Genomic DNA, 16345 nt, shown 5'->3' with positions numbered 1-16345 from the left:
GCGGCTCCGGCAGCGGCGGTTACTCGGCCGGCTCGATCCCGGCCCGCAGCAGACCGAACGTGTACGCGTCCTCCAGCGCCTGCCAGGACGCGGCGATGACGTTCTCCGCGACCCCCACGGTCGCCCAGTCACCGGACCCGTCACGCGTGGTGATCAGCACTCGGGTGGTGGACTCGGTGCCGGTGCGGCCCTCCAGGATGCGGACCTTGTAGTCGACCAGCTCCAGCTTGGCGAGCTGCGGGTAGAACCGCTCCAGGGCCACGCGCAGCGCCCGGTCCAGGGCGTTGACCGGGCCGTTGCCCTCGGCGGTGGCGACGATCCGCTCACCCTTGGCCCAGAGCTTCACGGTCGCCTCGTTGGCGTGCGTGCCGTCGGGGCGGTTCTCGACGATGGCGCGCCAGGACTCGGTCCGGAAGTAGCGGCGGGCCCGGCCCTCGACCTCGCCGCGCAGCAGCAGCTCGAAGGAGGCGTCGGCGGCCTCGTAGGTGTAGCCCTTGAGCTCGCGCTCCTTGACCCGGTCGACGACACGGCCGATGAGCTCGCGGTCGCCCCCGAGGTCGATGCCGAGCTCCTTGCCCTTCAGCTCGATGGAGGCGCGGCCCGCCATGTCGGAGACCAGCATCCGCATGCTGTTGCCGACCAGCTCCGGGGCGATGTGCTGGTACAGGTCGGGGTCGACCTTGATCGCGGAGGCATGGAGTCCGGCCTTGTGGGCGAAGGCGGAGACCCCGACGTAGGGCTGGTGGGTGGAGGGCGTGAGGTTGACGACCTCGGCGATGGCGTGCGAGATCCGGGTCATGTCGGCGAGCGCGCCCTCGGGCAGCACGGTCTTCCCGTACTTCAGTTCCAGGGCGGCGACGACGGGGAAGAGGTTGGCGTTGCCGACCCGCTCGCCGTACCCGTTGGCGGTGCACTGGACATGGGTGGCGCCCGCGTCCACGGCGGCCAGGGTGTTGGCGACGGCGCAGCCGGTGTCGTCCTGGGCGTGGATGCCGAGCCGGGCTCCGGTGTCGGCGAGGACGGTGCCGACGACGGCCTGTACCTGGGCGGGGAGCATGCCCCCGTTGGTGTCGCAGAGGATGACGACATCGGCGCCGGACTCATGGGCGGCCCGGACCACGGCCTTGGCGTACTCGGGGTTGGCGCGGTAGCCGTCGAAGAAGTGCTCGCAGTCGACGAAGACCCGGCGGCCCTGTTCCCGGAGGTGGGAGACGGTGTCGCGGACCATCTCCAGGTTCTCCTCCAGCGTGGTGCGCAGGGCCAGCTCCACATGGCGGTCGTGGGACTTGGCGACCAGCGTGATCACCGGGGCACCCGACTCCAGGAGCGCCTTGACCTGCGGGTCCTCGGAGGCCTTGCCGCCGGCCCTGCGGGTCGCGCCGAACGCGACGAGCTGCGCGTGCCGGAACTCGATCTCCTGCTGGGCACGGGAGAAGAACTCCGTGTCGCGGGGGTTGGCGCCCGGCCAGCCGCCCTCGATGAATCCCACGCCGAAGTTGTCCAGGTGCCGGGCAATGGTCAGCTTGTCCGCGACCGTCAGGTTGATGCCTTCACGCTGTGCACCGTCGCGCAGTGTGGTGTCGAAGACATGGAAGCTGTCGTCGGTGGCCTTGGCCTTGGTGGTCATGCTGATCTGACTCCTGTCGGATGAGTGGATCCGGACGATCTGGCTCCACTTGCCCCCATCATCCCGCGCGCCTCGCCCCGGCCGAGGTGAGGGCCGGAAAACGAAAAAACCCCTCGCGGGTGCGAGAGGTCTGCGCGCGGGTCTGGGGCACGGTGCCCGTGCCGTACGTGGTGGTACGGAACGGTCACTGCGGACCGGCGCGCCTGTTGCCAATAATCATGACGAACGAGGACACGGAGGCAGTCTGGCACACCGCCGCTCCCGTGCCCCGGCCCGTCTCAGGATGCGGGCGATGGGCGCGGAACGTCACACGCCGTTCATGAAGGGGCGCGCGCCGGCGGTTCGTCCACGGACTCCGCCACCCGGAGAACTCCCCGCGCGGTCGGGAGCATGGGCGCGGAAACAGGCCGCGCCCGGCGGGGAGCCGGGCGCGGCCTGTTTCCGGACGAGGGGCCCTGACCGGACGAGGACCCTAGCCGAGCGGGTGCATCCAGCCGTGGGTGTCCTCGACGACTCCGCGCTGGATGTCGAGCAGACGCTCGCGCAGCTTCATCGTGACCTCGCCGGGCGTGCCGTCGCCCTGGGTCCACTCGCCGCCCGCGGACTTGACGGTGCCGACGGGCGTGATGACGGCGGCGGTGCCGCAGGCGAAGACCTCGGTGAGCGTGCCGTTCGCGGTGTCGTCGCGCCACTGGCCGATGGAGACGCGGCCCTCCTCGGAGGTGTAGCCGAGGTCACGGGCGACCTTGAGGAGCGAGTCCCGGGTGACACCCGCGAGCAGGGAGCCCGTCAGTGCCGGGGTGACGATCCGCTTCGAGCCGTCCTCCTGCCCGTACACGAAGTAGAGGTTCATCCCGCCGAGCTCCTCGACCCACTTGTGCTCCACGGCGTCGAGGTAGGCGACCTGGTCGCAGCCCTGGGCGGCGGCCTCGGCCTGGGCGAGCAGGGAGGCGGCGTAGTTGCCGCCGGTCTTGGCGTCGCCCATGCCGCCGGGGACGGCGCGGACGCGGTTCTCGGAGAGCCAGATCGAGACGGGCTTGACGCCGCCGGGGAAGTAGGCGCCCGCGGGCGAGGCGATGACCAGGAAGAGGTACTCGTTGGCGGGCCGCACCCCGAGGCCGACCTCGGCCGCGATCATGAACGGGCGCAGGTAGAGGGACTCCTCGCCGCCGTGCGCCGGAACCCATGCCTTGTCCTGCTGGACCAGGACGTCACAGGCCTCGATGAACGTCTCGACCGGCAGCTGCGGCATCGCGAGCCGCGCGGCGGAGCGCTGGAAACGCTCGGCGTTGGCCTCGGGCCGGAAGGTGGCGACCGAACCGTCGGACTGGCGGTAGGCCTTGAGTCCCTCGAAGATCTCCTGCGCGTAGTGCAGGGTCATATTGGCCGGGTCCATCGACAGCGGGCCGTAGGGCACGAGCTGGGCGTCGTGCCAGCCGCGGCCCTCGGTCCACCGGATGGTCACCATGTGGTCGGTGAAGTAGCGGCCGAATCCGGGGTTGGCCAGGATCGCCTCGCGCTCCGCGTCGGACAGCGGGTTCGAGGAGGGCTTGAGCTCGATCGTGGGCGTCGTCATGAGTGCGTGTCCTTCACCGGTCTTGTGTGTGATGGACCGCGCTCACGCCCGCCTGTCCCGACTGTTTCCGGTCAGGTCCTAGGACGTCCGAGCTTTACCGCAAGCCACGGCCCCGCGTTCGATTATCGCTCGCGGGTGGCCGTGGACGAAATGGCGCGAATGCGGTCCAGTGGTCGATGGTGGCATCCGGAGGCCGCACAGGTGAAGCCGCCGGGTGCGGTCGCGACCCGGCGGCTTCGAAGTGGAGTCGTCGGGTCAGCTCGCTACCCGTACCGCGAGGGCGTCGCCGATCTCGTCGGTGGTACGGGTGGAGCTCCCGTCGCGCTCCGCGAGGTCTGCGGAGACGGCGTCCTCGATGCGCGCGGCCTGGGTCTCGTAGCCGAGGTGGCGCAGCAGGAGGGCGACGGAGAGGATCGTGGCGGTCGGGTCGGCCTTGCCCTGGCCCGCGATGTCGGGGGCAGAGCCGTGCACCGGCTCGAACATCGACGGGAAGGTGCCCGTCGGGTTGATGTTGCCGGACGCGGCCAGGCCGATACCGCCGGTCACGGCAGCGGCGAGGTCGGTGAGGATGTCACCGAAGAGGTTGTCGGTGACGATGACGTCGAAGCGTTCCGGCTGGGTGACGAAGAAGATCGTCGCGGCGTCGACGTGCAGATAGTCGGTGCTGACCTCGGGGTACTCGGCCGCGACCCGGTCGAAGGTGTTCTTCCACAGGTGCCCGGCGTAGACGAGGACGTTGTTCTTGTGGACCAGCGTCAGCTTCCTGCGCGGCCGGGCGTTCGCCCGCTCGAAGGCGTCGCGGACGACGCGCTCGACGCCGTACGCCGTGTTGACGCTGACCTCGGTGGCGACCTCGGCGGGGGTGCCGGTGCGCAGCGAGCCGCCGTTGCCCGTGTAGGGGCCTTCGGTGCCCTCGCGGACGACGACGAAGTCGATGTCGGGGCGGCCGGCCAGCGGCGTCGCGGTGTTCGGGAACAGCTTCGACGGCCTCAGGTTGATGAAGTGGTCGAAGGCGAAACGCAGCTTCAGCAGCAGCCCCCGCTCCAGGACGCCGGAGGGCACGGACGGGTCGCCGATCGCACCGAGCAGGATGGCGTCGTGGGTCTTCAGCGCGTCGAGCTCCGCGTCCGGGAGGGTCTCACCGGTGCGGTGCCAGCGCCGGGCGCCGAGGTCGTACTCCTTGGTCTCCAGCTTCACGTCCTGCGGGAGGACAGCGTTGAGGACCTTGAGGCCCTGGGCCACGACTTCCTGGCCGATTCCGTCACCGGGGATCACTGCGAGATCGATGCTGCGAGACATGACGCCAGCCTAACCATGCGTCCCACCCCATGACATCCGATGTCCACCATGCGGACACGCTCCGCGGGTGAACCGCTCGGGGCACGGACAGCCCCCCGAGCCGGGCGAACGCATCGGCCGCTTCGGGATCGTCCGGGGCCGGACGCCGGTGGGCTCAGTGGCCGGTGGAGCCGCCGTTGTCCCTGCGGTCCAGGGCGCGCTGCAGGGCGGCGGCGGCGTTCTTGCGCTCCGACTCGGTCGGGCGGGGGGTGTGACGGACGCGGCGGCGGACAGTCGTCTCGGCCATGATGGATCGACTCCTTAGAGATCGCGTGAATGCCGGTTCCGGGATCCGGGGGAAGGCGGACGCCGGCAGTCGTGAGCGGGATTCCGAGGCGCCGGAAGGGGCGGGGAGCGTACGCCGCAGGGGTTGCCTGCTCCGTGGCGCGCTCACCATCACCCGTCGCTGGATCGAGCGAGTCGTTCGGCTCCTACAAAGCTAGGACAGCCCGGCCGCTCTGTCTCCACAATTACTCGGACTTCCTACTATCTGAGACGGCGGACGCCCCGTGGCCGGAGAGCACGGGCGGGGTCCGGGGCGACGGCAGAGGTGATGTACCCAGGCCCGGCCGCCGCCCTCCCCCGGTACTCAGTGTCCGGTTGAGTATCCGGGCCGTTTCGAAGAACTGTGCGTCGCACGAGAGTTGCCCCCATGAACGGCCTCTACGCTCTCAAGCCCTGGTACGCGAACCGGCTCGCCGGTCTCCGCGCCTGTCTCGTCCGCCGTGAGGTGTCACCCGACACCCTCACCGCGGCGGGTGTGGCCGCGGCGGCCGGCGGGGCCGCCGCGCTGGCCTGGCTGCCCGCCGGACCCGCCGCCCTGCCGGTCGCCGTGCTGCTCGCGGCACGGCTCGCGTGCGCCAACCTCGACGGGGCGCTGGCCCGAGACACCGGCCGGACCACCCGGCGCGGCGCGGTCCACAACGAACTGGGCGACCGCGCGGCCGATCTGCTCATGCTCGCCGGGTTCCTGGCCCTCGCCCCGCTGTGGCTGGTGGCGGTGGCCGCGCTGGCGGCGACGCTGCCGTCCTGGGTGTCGCTGGCGGGCGCGGCGGCCGGGGCACCCCGGCGCAACGGCGGCCCGGTCGGCAAGACCGAACGCTGTCTGCTGGCCGTCGTCGCGGCGGCGAGCGGCTGGGCCGTCCCGGTGCTCATCGTGATCGCCGCCGGTTCGCTGCTCACCGCGGTGCTCCGGCTGGCCGGGCTCCGGCGGGAGCTGGCATGAGCGCCGTACTGATCGCCGAGGAGGCGGCGGCCCGCGCCGTTCCGCTGGTCGCGGGTGTGCTGGGGGCGGGCGGGGTGGCCGTGGCCGTACTGCCGTCGAAGGTCCGGATGCGGGCCGAGCTGCGCAGACGGTGGCGGACCTGGGCGCTGGTGGCGCCGGTCTTCCTGGGGGCGTACTTCCTGGGCGGCGGCGGTACGTTCGCGCTGGCCGCCGGGCTCGGGGTCATCGCGGTGACCGAGTTCGTCCGGATGGCCGGGCTGCGGCGGGGCGACCACGCGGTGCTGATCGCGGCGGCGGTGGGGGTGCCCGCCCTGGCGTGGCTGGCTCCGCAGCTCCTGGATGTGCGGGCGGCGGCCCTCCTGCCGCTCGTGGCGGCGCTGCCCCCGGTGCTGTCGGGCGACGACGGGGCCGGTTTCACCCGCGCTGCCCGCACGGCCTTCGGGCTGCTGTGGATCCCGGTCGCGCTGACCGGACTGGTGACGCTGGGCGAGACGGCGGTGGCGGTGGGCCTCGCGGTGGCGCTCGGTGATGTCGGTGCCTGGTGCGGCGGTACGGCGCTGGGGCGGCGGGGTCCGCTCGCCCGGCGGCTCTCCCCGCTCTCCCCCAACAAGACCTGGGCGGGGGTGCTGGGCGCGGCTCTCGCCACGGCCCTGCTCCTGCTCGCGCTCGGGGAGTTCTCGATGGGGCTCTGGGCCGCGGTGCTCGGCGGCTGTGTGCTCGGCGACCTCATCGAATCGATGGTCAAGCGCGAGTCGGGGGTGAAGGACGCGGGGAGCTGGCTGCCCGGGTTCGGCGGCCTCCTGGACCGGATCGACTCCCTGCTCGTGGCCCTTCTCCTGGCGATGGTGATGATGTGATGACGACCCTGAACACCGCGCCCGGCCGGGTGGTGCTCCCCGCCCGCTCCCGCCTCGCCGCCACACTGCGCCGGGGTCTGTGGTGGGCGGTGCTGAGCCTGACGGGAGGGGTGGAGCGGCGCGGGCGGCTGCCGCGCGGCGGCTGTGTCGTCGTGGCGAACCACTCCTCGCACGCCGACACCGCCGCTCTGCTCGCGGCGCTGGACGCCCGGCACTCCCCGGCCATCGGGGCGGCCGCGGACTACTGGTTCGCCTCGCCGTGGCGGCGGCGGATCTGCCGCAGGCTCGCGGCCGGGTTCCCGGTGCGGCGCGGCGGGGGCGGCATGGGCGATCTGCTCGCGATGGAGGACGGGCTGCGGGCGGGCCGGGCGGTCGTGCTGTTCCCCGAGGGCACCCGGGGCCAGGACGGTGAGCTGGGCTCCTTCCACCGCGGGGCGCTGGTGCTGGCGGAGCGTGCGGGGGTGCCGGTGGTGCCGGTCGGCATCGCGGGTACGGACCGGCTGCTGCCCAAGCACGGGCGGCTGCGCTCGGCCCTGGTACGGGTGACGATCGGGGAGCCGCTGCCCGCGGCCGTCTCCCCGGACGCGGCCCGGGACGCGGTCGTGGCGCTGCACTCCCGTACCGTCGCCGAGCCGCTCGTGGACTCGGCGGCGCGCCGCCGGGTGGCCTCGGTCGTCACCTCCCGGTGGGGGCTGCCGCTGGCCTTCGTCTGGGCGCTGGCGGAGGCGCTGAGCTGGCCGCTGATGCCGGAGCTGTTGCTCGGAGTGGTGTGCGTGGCGGTGCCGCGCGCGGCGTGGAGGATGTCGCTGGGGGCGCTGGCGGGCAGCGTGGCGGGCGGCCTGCTGGCCCTCCAACTCGCCTCGGCGGGGGTGCAGTTGCCCGCGCCGCTGACCACGGAGCGGATGCGGGCGGAGGTCCGTCAGGGCCTGGCGCTCCAGGGGGCTTCGGCGGTGCGGCAGCAGCCGTGGAACGGCGTCCCGTTCAAGGTGTACGGGGCCGAGGCGGGCCGGGCCGGTGTGCCGGCCGGTGACTGGCTCCTCGCGTCCACGACGGCGCGCGGGGCGCGGACGCTGTCGGTGGGACTGGGCTTCGCGGCGTTCGGGCTGCTGATGCGGCGCCACCGCGGGCACTACGGGCGCTATCTCGTGCTGCTGGGCGGCGGCTTCACGGCGGGGCTCTCGCTGATCGTGCACGGATGGGCCTGAGCCGCCCGCCCCGGGCGGCGCGGCCCGGGGCGGACGGGCCTGACAGGGCGGACGGGGCGGACGGCTCAGCCCGCGGCGGAGGTGCGGGACCGTCAGTAGACGGTCACGCCGTATGCGGCCAGGGCCTCCTTGACCGGCTGGTGGATGGCGGAGCCGCTGGTGCCGGTGCAGCCGGAGCTGCCGGAGTGGATGCCGAGGGCGACGGATCCGGCGAAGTGGGCGCCGCCGCTGTCGCCGCCCGCGGAGCAGGCGGTGGTGCGGACCATGTTGTAGACGGGCCCGTCCCCGTAGTTGACGGTGACATTGACGGCGGTGACGGTGCCGCTGGTCACCTTGGTGGTGGAACCGCTCTTGCTGAGCGACTGGCCCACGACCGCGTCGGCCGCCGAAGCGATGTCCTGGGAGCCGCCGTTGTACAGGTCCACGTCGCCGGCGGGCGAGGAACCGTCCGTGTACCGCACGATGCCGTAGTCGTTGGTCGGGAAGCTGGTGCCCTCGCGGACCCCGATGACCGCCCCGCCGGAACTGGCCGACCAGTTGGCGGAGATGTTGGTGCAGTGTCCGGCGGTGACGAAGTAACGCGCGCCGCCCTTGGTGACGTTGAAGGCGGCCGAGCAGCGGCTCCCGCCGCCGTAGATCGCGCCGCCGCCCAGGACCTCCCGGTGGAAGACGCCGGGCACCCTGGCGATGCGTACGGCACCGTCCAGCCGCTCCGCGACGGCCCCGAGGCGGGCCATGTCCCGCGCGGAGACCGACCGATCGGCCTCCACCGCGACCTGGTTGGTCCGGGGGTCGATGCCCCAGGAGGTGCCGGTGATCTTCGCCTCGGCCTCCAGGGTGTCCATCGCGGCGCGCAGCTCCGCGGCGCCGCGCGTCACCCGGCGCACGGTGGCCCCGGCCGCCCTGGCCTGTTCGGCGGCGCGGTCGGTGGTGACGGTGACGACGAGGTCACCGGTCCCGCGGTCGAGGTAGCTCCCGGCGTTGGCGTCCCCGAGCCGCTGCTCCAGGGTGGCGTCGAGCGCGTACGCGGCGGGGGCGGGGACGGGATCCGCGGCGCGGGCTCCGGCGGGAACACCGGCGGCTCCGGAGGGGGTCGCGCCGAGGCCGAGGGTACCGATGACGAGCAGAAGGGAAACGCCGACGCGGGCACGGGTGGTGCGTCTCATGGGGAGCTCCTTCTCGGGGGACGCGTGGGGACGTACCGAGCAAGGAATTTGACATGCTCATTACCTAATCCGCAAGAGCGCGTCACCCCGGGGATGTGCGCCGGGGCGCGTTCTGCGGACACTGACCGGGACGGACGGCTCCGTTGTCCGAAGGCCCCCTGTTCCCCGCCCGGTTCACGCCTCACACTGCCGCCATGCCCGAGAACATGACAGACGCACCCCAGCAGTGGACCCCGCTCCACGGCGCCCCGTACCGACCCGTCCCCTACCGCCCCGAGCGCATGCCCGCGAAGGAGTCGCTGGCCCACGCCGAGCGGCTTCGGCAGCGGATGGACGAGCGCAGGACCGTACGCCGGTTCTCCACCGATCCGGTGCCCGGACAGGTCCTGCGGGACGCCATCGCCTGCGCGGCGACCGCCCCCTCCGGCGCGCACCAGCAGCCGTGGACATTCGTTCTGGTGAAGGACCCCGAGGTGCGGCGCCGGATCCGGGAGGCCGCCGAGCACGAGGAGAAGATCAGCTACGACGGCAGGCTGGGCGAGGAGTGGCTGGCGGCGCTCCGCCCGCTGGGCACCGACGCGGTGAAGGCCCACATGACGGACGCGCCGGCCCTGATCGTCGTGTTCCAGCAGCGGTACTGGCTGGGCGAGGACGGCACGAGGCACAAGCACTACTACGTCGACGAGTCCGTCGGCATCGCGGTCGGGATGCTGCTGTCGGCCCTGCATCTGTCGGGGCTGGCGGCCCTGATCCACACCCCGAGCCCGATGCGCTTCCTGCGCGAGGTGCTGGACCGCCCGGAGAACGAGAAGGCGTTCGCGGTGATCCCGGTGGGATATCCGGCCGAGGACTGCGAGGTGCCGGACCTGGTGCGCAAGTCACTGGACCAGGTGATCGTGGAGGTCTGAACCGCGCGGGCCGGCGACGGACCCGGACATGGAAACCGCCCCCCGGCCGGCAGGGGGGCCGGTCGGGAGGCGGGACTCAGGGCCCGGGGCGCCGTGCTGCGGCGCCCCGGGGAGGGCGGGTCAGCCCTGGTGGGGGTAGGTGTAGTCGGTCGGCGGGACCAGCGTCTCCTTGATGGCGCGGGTGAGCGTCCAGCGCTGGAGGTTCTGCGGGGCGCCCGCCTTGTCGTTGGTGCCCGAGGCACGGCCGCCGCCGAAGGGCTGCTGGCCGACGACGGCGCCGGTCGACTTGTCGTTGATGTAGAAGTTGCCCGCGGCGTACCGCAGCTTCTCCATCGTGTACGCGGCCGCCGCACGGTCGTTGGAGATGACCGCACCGGTCAGCGCGTAGTCGGAGGCCGACTCCATCTGCTCCAGCATGGCGTCGTACTTCTCGTCCTCGTAGACGTGGATCGCGAGGATCGGGCCGAAGTACTCGGTCGTGAAGACCTCGTTGGCCGGGTCGGTGCAGACGATGACCGTCGGACGGACGAAGTAGCCGACCGAGTCGTCGTACGTACCGCCCGCGACGACCGTGCAGGTCGCGTCGGACTTGGCGCGGTCGATGGCGGCCTTGTTCTTGGCGAACGAGCGCTCGTCGATGACGGCGCCGATGAAGTTCGTCAGGTCGGTGACGTCACCCATCTTGATGCCGTCGACCTCGGCCGCGAACTCCTCCTGGAAACCGGAGTTCCAGATGGAGGCCGGCACGTACGCCCGGGAGGAGGCCGAGCACTTCTGGCCCTGGTACTCGAAGGAGCCACGGGTCAGCGCGGTCTTCAGCACGGCGCGGTCGGCGCTGGGGTGTGCGACGACGAAGTCCTTGCCGCCGGTCTCGCCGACCAGACGCGGGTACGTCCGGTAGTTGGCGATGTTGTTGCCGACCGTCTTCCACAGGTGCTGGAAGGTCGGGGTGGAACCGGTGAAGTGGATTCCGGCCAGGTCCCGGTGGGTCAGGGCCACCTCGGAGACGGCGATGCCGTCACCGGTCACCAGGTTGATGACGCCCTTGGGCAGCCCGGCCTCCTCCAGCAGCTGCATCAGCAGCACCGCGGCGTGGGTCTGCGTCGGGGACGGCTTCCACACCACGACGTTGCCCATGAGGGCCGGGGCGGTGGGCAGGTTGCCCGCGATGGCCGTGAAGTTGAACGGCGTGATCGCGTAGACGAAGCCCTCCAGCGGACGGTGGTCCATGCGGTTCCACACGCCCGGGGAGTTGGCCGGGGGCTGCTCGGCGAGGATCTGGCGCGCGTAGTGCACGTTGAAGCGCCAGAAGTCGATGAGCTCGCAGGGGGTGTCGATCTCGGCCTGCTGGGCGGTCTTGGACTGGCCGAGCATCGTGGACGCGGCCAGCGTCTCGCGCCAGGGGCCCGAGAGCAGCTCGGCGGCGCGCAGGATGATCGCGGCGCGGTCGTCGAAGGACATCGCGCGCCACGCCGGGGCGGCGGCCAGCGCGGCGTCGATCGCGTCCTGCGCGTCCTGCCGCGTGGCACCGGCGAACGTGCCGAGGACGGCCTTGTGGTTGTGCGGCTGTACGACGTCGAAGCGCTCGCCGCCCCCCATCCGCTTCTCGCCGCCGATGGTCATCGGCAGGTCGATCGGGTTCTCGGAGAGCTCCTTGAGCTTCACTTCGAGGCGGGCGCGCTCGGGGGAGCCCGGGGCGTAGGAGTGGACCGGCTCGTTGACCGGCGCGGGGACCTGGGTCACAGCGTCCATGAGTGCCTTGTCTCCTTGGTTCGGCGGGATGGGGTTCGGCCGGGGGGTGTGTCAGCCCTTGGTGAGGACGGAGCGGGCGAAGAAGAGGAGGTTGGCCGGCTTCTCCGCGAGGCGGCGCATGAAGTATCCGTACCAGTCGGTGCCGTACGCCGTGTAGACGCGCATCCGGTGGCCCTCGGCCGCGAGCCGGACGTGCTCGTCGCTGCGGATGCCGTACAGCATCTGGAACTCGTACTCATCCAGTTTGCGCCCTGCCTTGCGGCCGAGCTCCTGGCTGATCGCGATGAGCCGCGGGTCGTGGGACCCGATCATCGGGTAGCCCTCGCCCTCCATGAGGATCCTCACGATGCGGACGTACGCCTTGTCGATCTCGGCCTTGTCCTGGTACGCGACGGAGGCGGGCTCCTTGTAGGCGCCCTTCACGATGCGGACGCGGCTGCCGGCGGCGGCCAGGCGGCGGGCGTCGTCCTCGGTGCGGAACAGGTAGGACTGGATCACGCATCCGGTCTGCGGGAAGTCCTTCCGCAGCTCCTCGTGGATGGCGAACATCGAGTCGAGGGTGGTGTGGTCCTCGGCGTCCAGGGTGACCGTGGTGCCGATCGCGGCGGCGGCCTCGACGACCGGGCGGACATTGGCGAGGGCCAGCTCGTGGCCGCCCTCCAGCGCCTGGCCGAACATGGACAGCTTCACGGACATCTCGGCCCTGGTGCCCAGGCCCAGCTCCTTGAGGCGGCCGACCAGCTCCAGGTACGCGTCACGCGCGGCGGTGGCCTGCCCGGGGGTGGTGATGTCCTCGCCCACGACGTCCAGCGTGACCTCAAGGCCCTTGCCCGCGGCATCCTGGATGATCGGGACGACCTGGTCGACGGTCTCACCGGCGATGAAGCGGTCGACGACCTGCTTGGTGCCGGGCGCGGCCGAGATGAACCGGCGCATCCTGTCGCTGCGCGACGCGGCGAGAATCACGGGACCCAGCACGGGGCACCTCCACGGAAAGTACGTACGAACGGCCGTACCGGGACGAAGAGAACCGAACCGGTACGACACGGAGAACCACCGTGAAATCTAGGGATCCCTCCGATCCTGTGCCATCGACAGCTGTCACGCATCTGTGGCCACGACCTCAGACATCTGTCTGAAGGGGTGCGAGAATGGCCGGGTGAAGGGCGATTACCAGGAACTGGTCGACGAGATCTCCACCCTGCTCGATGCGCCGGCCACCCTGGAGAACCGGGACTTCGGCCTGGTCGCCTTCGGCGCGCACGACAGCGACGACGACACGGCCATGGACCCCGTACGGACGCGCTCGATCCTGACCCGGCGCTCCACCCCGGCGGTCCGGGCCTGGTTCGAGGGCTTCGGCATCACACGGGCGACCGGACCGGTGCGGATTCCGGCCGCGCCGGAGGCCGGGGTGTTCCGGAGCCGGATCTGCCTCCCGGTACGCCATCGGGGTGTCGTGCTCGGCTACGTCTGGCTGCTCGACACGGACCCCGGGCCCACCGACGAGCAGCTGGGCGCCGCGATGGACGTGGCGGCGCGGATCGGGGCCCTGCTCTCCGACGAGGCGCGGGCGGGCACGGACCTGTCGCGGGAGTTCGGCGCGGTCCTGACGGCGGGACGCGGCTGGCAGCGCGACATGGCCGTGGCCGCGCTGCGCGAGGCGCTCGGCCCGGACGCGGACGGCCTGCACACCGTGGTGTGCGTGACGCCGTGGGCGGACGACACCCCATCGGTGCGTACGGTCCCCTCGGCGGCGGCCCTCGCGGCGGTGCCCTCCCCGTGCGGTGCGGGCACCCTCTCCCTCGCGGCCCTGGTGCGGCTGCGCTCCGCCGGCCATCTGGACCCGGCCACGAGCGCCGCCGACCGGCTCCGCACCGCGGCGGGCCCGTCCGCCACCGGTGGCATCGCCCGGCCGCGGCGCGGTCTGGGAGAGCTGGCCGGCTCCTGGCACGAGGCGGCGTCGGCGGCCCGTGCGGCGTCGGCGGAGAATCGTTTCGGCCCGGTAGCCGAGTGGTCGGCCATCGGCCCGTACCGCCTGCTGACCGCGCTCCCCCGGCCCCCGGACAGCACCCCGGACCCGGCGGTGGTCACACTGCTGACCCCGCCGCACACGGAGCTGGCCAGGACCGCCGAGGTGTTCCTCGACTGCGCGGGCCAGGCGAGCCGGACGGCGGCTGAGCTGGGCATCCACCGCCAGACCCTCTACTACCGCCTGTCCCGGGTCCAGCAGCTCACCGGCCTCGACCTGAACGACGGCGAGGACCGGCTCCTGCTGCACATGGCGCTGAAGGGGGCCCGGCTGTGAGCGGCGGCGGGGCCGGGACCGCCCCCGAGCTCAGCCGGGCAGCAGGCGGACCAGCGCGTCGCGCAGGCCGGTGCGGCCGGTGGTCATGAAGCGGTGCAGGCCGCGGGAGCCGAACGCGACCCGCTGGGCGCTGCGGCGGCGTTCCGCGTCGTAGCCGCGCAGGGCCGCGGGCAGTGCGGCCCCGCCGTGCCGGGCGACGTTGCGGGCCAGGGCCTCCGCGTCGAGGACCGCCGTGCACGCGCCCTGGCCCAGGTTGGGCGTCATGGCGTGCGCGGCGTCACCGACCAGCGCGACCTTCCCGGCGCGGACGAAGGCCGGCAGCGCGGGGAACAGGTGCCGCATCCCGTAGCTGATCCAGCCGGCCGGGTCGGTCTCGGTCAGGATGCGCGGGATGGGGTCGTGCCAGCCCTCGAAGTACCCCGGCAGATCCCCGGCGGATACGGTCCCGGGGACGGTGGCGTACCAGTTGGTGCGGCCCGGCTCGACCGGCGTCATGCCGAAGAACCGGCCGCTGCCCCAGGTCTCGCCGTGGATGCCGCTCTCGAAGTCGGCGGTCCCGATCCAGGCGACGGTCCCCACCTCGCGCGGGCCGCTGCGCTCACCGAAGTACGCGGCGCGCACGACACTGCGGATGCCGTCGGCGCCCACCACCAGGTCATGACCGGCCACCAGCGCCTCGACGTCGAAGACGTTCTCCCCGTATGTGAGCGGTACGTCCCCGAAGGCGTCCAGCGCGGCCAGCAGGGCGTCGATCAGATGGGGCCGCGAGATCAGCAGCTCGGGGCGGCCGGCCTTCCGCTCGATCCGCTCCAGCGGGAGGTTCGCCAGCACTCTGCCCTCGGGGGTGCGGATCCGTGCTCCCCGGTAGGGGACCGCCCGGCCGCCGAACGCCGCGTCCACACCCAGGCGTTCGAGCGCGGACTGCGCGGTGGGGTGGATACCGAGCGCGGTGCCGTAGCGCGCCGTCTCCGCCCGCCGCTCGACGACCGAGACCGACCACCCGGCGCGGCGCAGTCCGATCGCCGTCGCCAGCCCGCCGATTCCCGCTCCGACGACCACTGCCCTTCCGGTCATCCCGGCCTCCCCAGCCCATCCGTCCCGGCGGCTCAGTGCGCCGCGTCCGGCAGTTCCGTGACCGGCCGGTCACTGACGAGGGCCGCCATCACCAGCGGCGCGTCCCCGTCGCTGTGCCCGACCCCCACCCCGATCCAGCGGTCCGGCGCACCCTCCGGCACCGGGCCCCATACGGTCAGGTCTCCGTAGAGGTCCTCACCGAGCAGCGCGTCGAACAGCGGCGGCAGGGGCGCGCCCTCCTGCTTCCGGAGGAGCGGCACATGCATCGGCACCGCCCGGTGCGCGCCCCACCTGGCGTCCAGCTCCCCGACGAGGGCGGCGAGGTGGGCCTCGGACGCCTCCTCGGCGTCGTTCCACTCGGGCGCGTACACCCCGGTGAGCGGGTCGCCCTCCCAGAGCGGGACGATCCGGAAGCCCGCGCCGCGGGTCGCCGTCCACTCGCCGGTGTCCGGGTCGCCCTCCCCCGCCGTGGGCCCGGTGGCCGGTACGGGGCCCGCCAGCAGGTCCTCGATGTCGCGGACGGCCCGTGCCGTGTCGAACGGCTCGCCGGAGCGGGCGCTCACAGCACGGCCCGGTCCATCGGGCGGGGCAGCGGGCGCAGGGCCCCGGCCTCGCGCAGCCGCTCGTAGGCGCGGACCACCGCGTCGGTGTCGCCGGGCTCCGCGATGCGCAGGAGCACACCTCCGCCGGGCAGTTCCTCGCGGGAGGCCTTCAGTTCGTCCGGCACCAGCGCGGCGCGGCCCGGGGAGAGCTGGCCGATCCGGCCGACCAGGGGGTCGCCCACCGAGTGGTCCGCGTCGTCCTCCAGCGCGTCGAGCAGGTCGTCGTCGCTCACATCGCCGAAGTCCGGCTCCCACACCCGGGCGAGCGCGGCGAGCAGCGCGGCCTCGGGGACCGCCGCGTCGTCCGGCGTGTGGAGGATGATCACGAACGACTGGAGCAGGAACTCGGGCGCGCCGCCCGCCAGGCCGCTGATCTCCGTCCTCCAGCCGGGTGCGCCCGTGCGGGCGAGCCGCAGTCCGGTACCGGTGACATCGGACCAGTCGTCGGCCGTCCGTGCCGTGAGCAGGGCCGCGAGAAGGGCGTCCTCCGTCGCCGGGAGTTCCGTGTCGGGCCCGGACGGGTGGATCTGCCGCCACCCGTCCGCCGGTCCCGTGCCCCCGGCCGGCGGACCGGCCGCCGGGAGCAGTTCCGTGAGTTCGTCCAGCACGCGCTTCCAGCGTCCCGCCAGCGCCTGGGCCGGCTCCGGCCTGGGCCCCCAGAAACCCCGCACTACACGTCGCATCCGCTCTTCCTCCGTCGACCGTCG

15 protein-coding genes are annotated in these 16345 nt (G+C 72.6%); 5 read left to right on the top strand and 10 right to left on the bottom strand.

What is annotated here, in order from left to right; translation table 11 throughout:
- Nucleotides 1-19: 19 nt before the first annotated feature.
- The 4 genes from cimA to ABT170_RS03885 all read right to left on the bottom strand — a co-directional run bounded on the left by cimA (nucleotide 20) and on the right by ABT170_RS03885 (nucleotide 4788).
- Entirely contained in the window at nucleotides 20-1627 is a 1608-nt protein-coding gene (cimA, locus tag ABT170_RS03900; RefSeq protein ID WP_329945881.1) for a citramalate synthase, read from the bottom strand.
- A gap of 472 nt (nucleotides 1628-2099) precedes the next feature.
- On the bottom strand, nucleotides 2100-3203 hold the full coding sequence (locus ABT170_RS03895; protein WP_329945882.1) for a branched-chain amino acid aminotransferase: 1104 nt from the start codon (nucleotides 3201-3203) through the stop codon (nucleotides 2100-2102).
- A gap of 255 nt (nucleotides 3204-3458) precedes the next feature.
- Nucleotides 3459-4502, bottom strand: a complete 1044-nt coding sequence (locus ABT170_RS03890; RefSeq protein ID WP_329945884.1) for a 3-isopropylmalate dehydrogenase — start codon at nucleotides 4500-4502, stop codon at nucleotides 3459-3461.
- A 154-nt stretch (nucleotides 4503-4656) separates the two neighbouring features.
- Nucleotides 4657-4788 carry a hypothetical protein gene (locus ABT170_RS03885; RefSeq protein WP_329945885.1) on the bottom strand — a complete coding sequence of 44 codons (132 nt, stop codon included), beginning with the start codon at nucleotides 4786-4788 and terminating at the stop codon, nucleotides 4657-4659.
- A gap of 405 nt (nucleotides 4789-5193) precedes the next feature.
- Between ABT170_RS03885 and ABT170_RS03880 the strand changes: the two genes are divergently transcribed.
- Genes ABT170_RS03880 through ABT170_RS03870 form a run of 3 tightly spaced genes read left to right on the top strand, consistent with a single transcriptional unit; the run spans nucleotide 5194 to nucleotide 7828 of the window.
- A complete protein-coding gene (locus tag ABT170_RS03880) occupies nucleotides 5194-5766 on the top strand; it encodes a CDP-alcohol phosphatidyltransferase family protein (protein ID WP_351863864.1) in 573 nt (190 codons plus the stop codon).
- Complete coding sequence (locus ABT170_RS03875; RefSeq protein ID WP_351863862.1) at nucleotides 5763-6623, top strand: phosphatidate cytidylyltransferase; 861 nt, start codon at nucleotides 5763-5765, stop codon at nucleotides 6621-6623. The genes ABT170_RS03880 and ABT170_RS03875 overlap by 4 nt, the downstream gene beginning before the upstream one ends.
- A complete protein-coding gene (locus tag ABT170_RS03870; RefSeq protein WP_329945888.1) occupies nucleotides 6623-7828 on the top strand; it encodes a 1-acyl-sn-glycerol-3-phosphate acyltransferase in 1206 nt (401 codons plus the stop codon). The genes ABT170_RS03875 and ABT170_RS03870 overlap by 1 nt, the downstream gene beginning before the upstream one ends.
- Nucleotides 7829-7920: 92 nt before the next feature.
- Here the strand turns inward: ABT170_RS03870 and ABT170_RS03865 are convergent, their stop codons facing one another.
- Nucleotides 7921-8994: a S1 family peptidase gene (locus ABT170_RS03865; RefSeq protein ID WP_329945889.1), complete on the bottom strand. Its 1074-nt coding sequence runs from the start codon at nucleotides 8992-8994 to the stop codon at nucleotides 7921-7923.
- A 206-nt stretch (nucleotides 8995-9200) separates the two neighbouring features.
- Here ABT170_RS03865 and ABT170_RS03860 point away from each other — a divergent pair, with 206 nt between their 5' ends.
- Nucleotides 9201-9902, top strand: a complete 702-nt coding sequence (locus ABT170_RS03860) for a nitroreductase family protein (protein WP_351864098.1) — start codon at nucleotides 9201-9203, stop codon at nucleotides 9900-9902.
- Nucleotides 9903-10022: 120 nt separating this feature from the next.
- Here ABT170_RS03860 and pruA read toward each other — a convergent pair whose 3' ends face one another.
- A complete protein-coding gene (gene pruA, locus ABT170_RS03855; protein ID WP_351863858.1) occupies nucleotides 10023-11654 on the bottom strand; it encodes an L-glutamate gamma-semialdehyde dehydrogenase in 1632 nt (543 codons plus the stop codon).
- A 51-nt stretch (nucleotides 11655-11705) separates the two neighbouring features.
- Entirely contained in the window at nucleotides 11706-12632 is a 927-nt protein-coding gene (locus ABT170_RS03850; RefSeq protein ID WP_329945891.1) for a proline dehydrogenase family protein, read from the bottom strand.
- Nucleotides 12633-12813: 181 nt separating this feature from the next.
- On the opposite strand from ABT170_RS03850, the gene ABT170_RS03845 reads away from it, so the two are divergent.
- Nucleotides 12814-13962 carry a PucR family transcriptional regulator gene (locus ABT170_RS03845; RefSeq protein WP_329945892.1) on the top strand — a complete coding sequence of 383 codons (1149 nt, stop codon included), beginning with the start codon at nucleotides 12814-12816 and terminating at the stop codon, nucleotides 13960-13962.
- Nucleotides 13963-13992: 30 nt separating this feature from the next.
- Here the strand turns inward: ABT170_RS03845 and ABT170_RS03840 are convergent, their stop codons facing one another.
- The 3 genes from ABT170_RS03840 to ABT170_RS03830 are packed head-to-tail and all read right to left on the bottom strand — an operon-like array spanning nucleotide 13993 to nucleotide 16321.
- Nucleotides 13993-15036 carry an FAD-dependent oxidoreductase gene (locus ABT170_RS03840; RefSeq protein ID WP_329945893.1) on the bottom strand — a complete coding sequence of 348 codons (1044 nt, stop codon included), beginning with the start codon at nucleotides 15034-15036 and terminating at the stop codon, nucleotides 13993-13995.
- Nucleotides 15037-15068: 32 nt separating this feature from the next.
- Entirely contained in the window at nucleotides 15069-15599 is a 531-nt protein-coding gene (locus ABT170_RS03835; protein WP_329945894.1) for a hypothetical protein, read from the bottom strand.
- Nucleotides 15596-16321: a hypothetical protein gene (locus tag ABT170_RS03830; protein WP_329945895.1), complete on the bottom strand. Its 726-nt coding sequence runs from the start codon at nucleotides 16319-16321 to the stop codon at nucleotides 15596-15598. The genes ABT170_RS03835 and ABT170_RS03830 overlap by 4 nt, the downstream gene beginning before the upstream one ends.
- Nucleotides 16322-16345 lie beyond the last annotated feature (24 nt).

Source organism: Streptomyces sp. NPDC001787 (genome assembly GCF_040297465.1).
GTDB lineage: Bacteria > Actinomycetota > Actinomycetes > Streptomycetales > Streptomycetaceae > Streptomyces.
This window is presented reverse-complemented; position numbering and strand designations above follow the sequence as displayed.

Coding starts and splice junctions, on each gene's coding strand:
- ABT170_RS03895 (WP_329945882.1), bottom strand. CDS start 3,203: ATGACGACGCCCACGATCGAGCTCAAGCCCTCCTCGAACCCGCTGTCC.
- ABT170_RS03890 (WP_329945884.1), bottom strand. CDS start 4,502: ATGTCTCGCAGCATCGATCTCGCAGTGATCCCCGGTGACGGAATCGGC.
- cimA (WP_329945881.1), bottom strand. CDS start 1,627: ATGACCACCAAGGCCAAGGCCACCGACGACAGCTTCCATGTCTTCGAC.
- ABT170_RS03840 (WP_329945893.1), bottom strand. CDS start 15,036: ATGACCGGAAGGGCAGTGGTCGTCGGAGCGGGAATCGGCGGGCTGGCG.
- ABT170_RS03860 (WP_351864098.1), top strand. CDS start 9,201: ATGACAGACGCACCCCAGCAGTGGACCCCGCTCCACGGCGCCCCGTAC.
- ABT170_RS03830 (WP_329945895.1), bottom strand. CDS start 16,321: ATGCGACGTGTAGTGCGGGGTTTCTGGGGGCCCAGGCCGGAGCCGGCC.
- ABT170_RS03880 (WP_351863864.1), top strand. CDS start 5,194: ATGAACGGCCTCTACGCTCTCAAGCCCTGGTACGCGAACCGGCTCGCC.
- ABT170_RS03865 (WP_329945889.1), bottom strand. CDS start 8,994: ATGAGACGCACCACCCGTGCCCGCGTCGGCGTTTCCCTTCTGCTCGTC.
- pruA (WP_351863858.1), bottom strand. CDS start 11,654: ATGGACGCTGTGACCCAGGTCCCCGCGCCGGTCAACGAGCCGGTCCAC.
- ABT170_RS03885 (WP_329945885.1), bottom strand. CDS start 4,788: ATGGCCGAGACGACTGTCCGCCGCCGCGTCCGTCACACCCCCCGCCCG.
- ABT170_RS03870 (WP_329945888.1), top strand. CDS start 6,623: ATGACGACCCTGAACACCGCGCCCGGCCGGGTGGTGCTCCCCGCCCGC.
- ABT170_RS03875 (WP_351863862.1), top strand. CDS start 5,763: ATGAGCGCCGTACTGATCGCCGAGGAGGCGGCGGCCCGCGCCGTTCCG.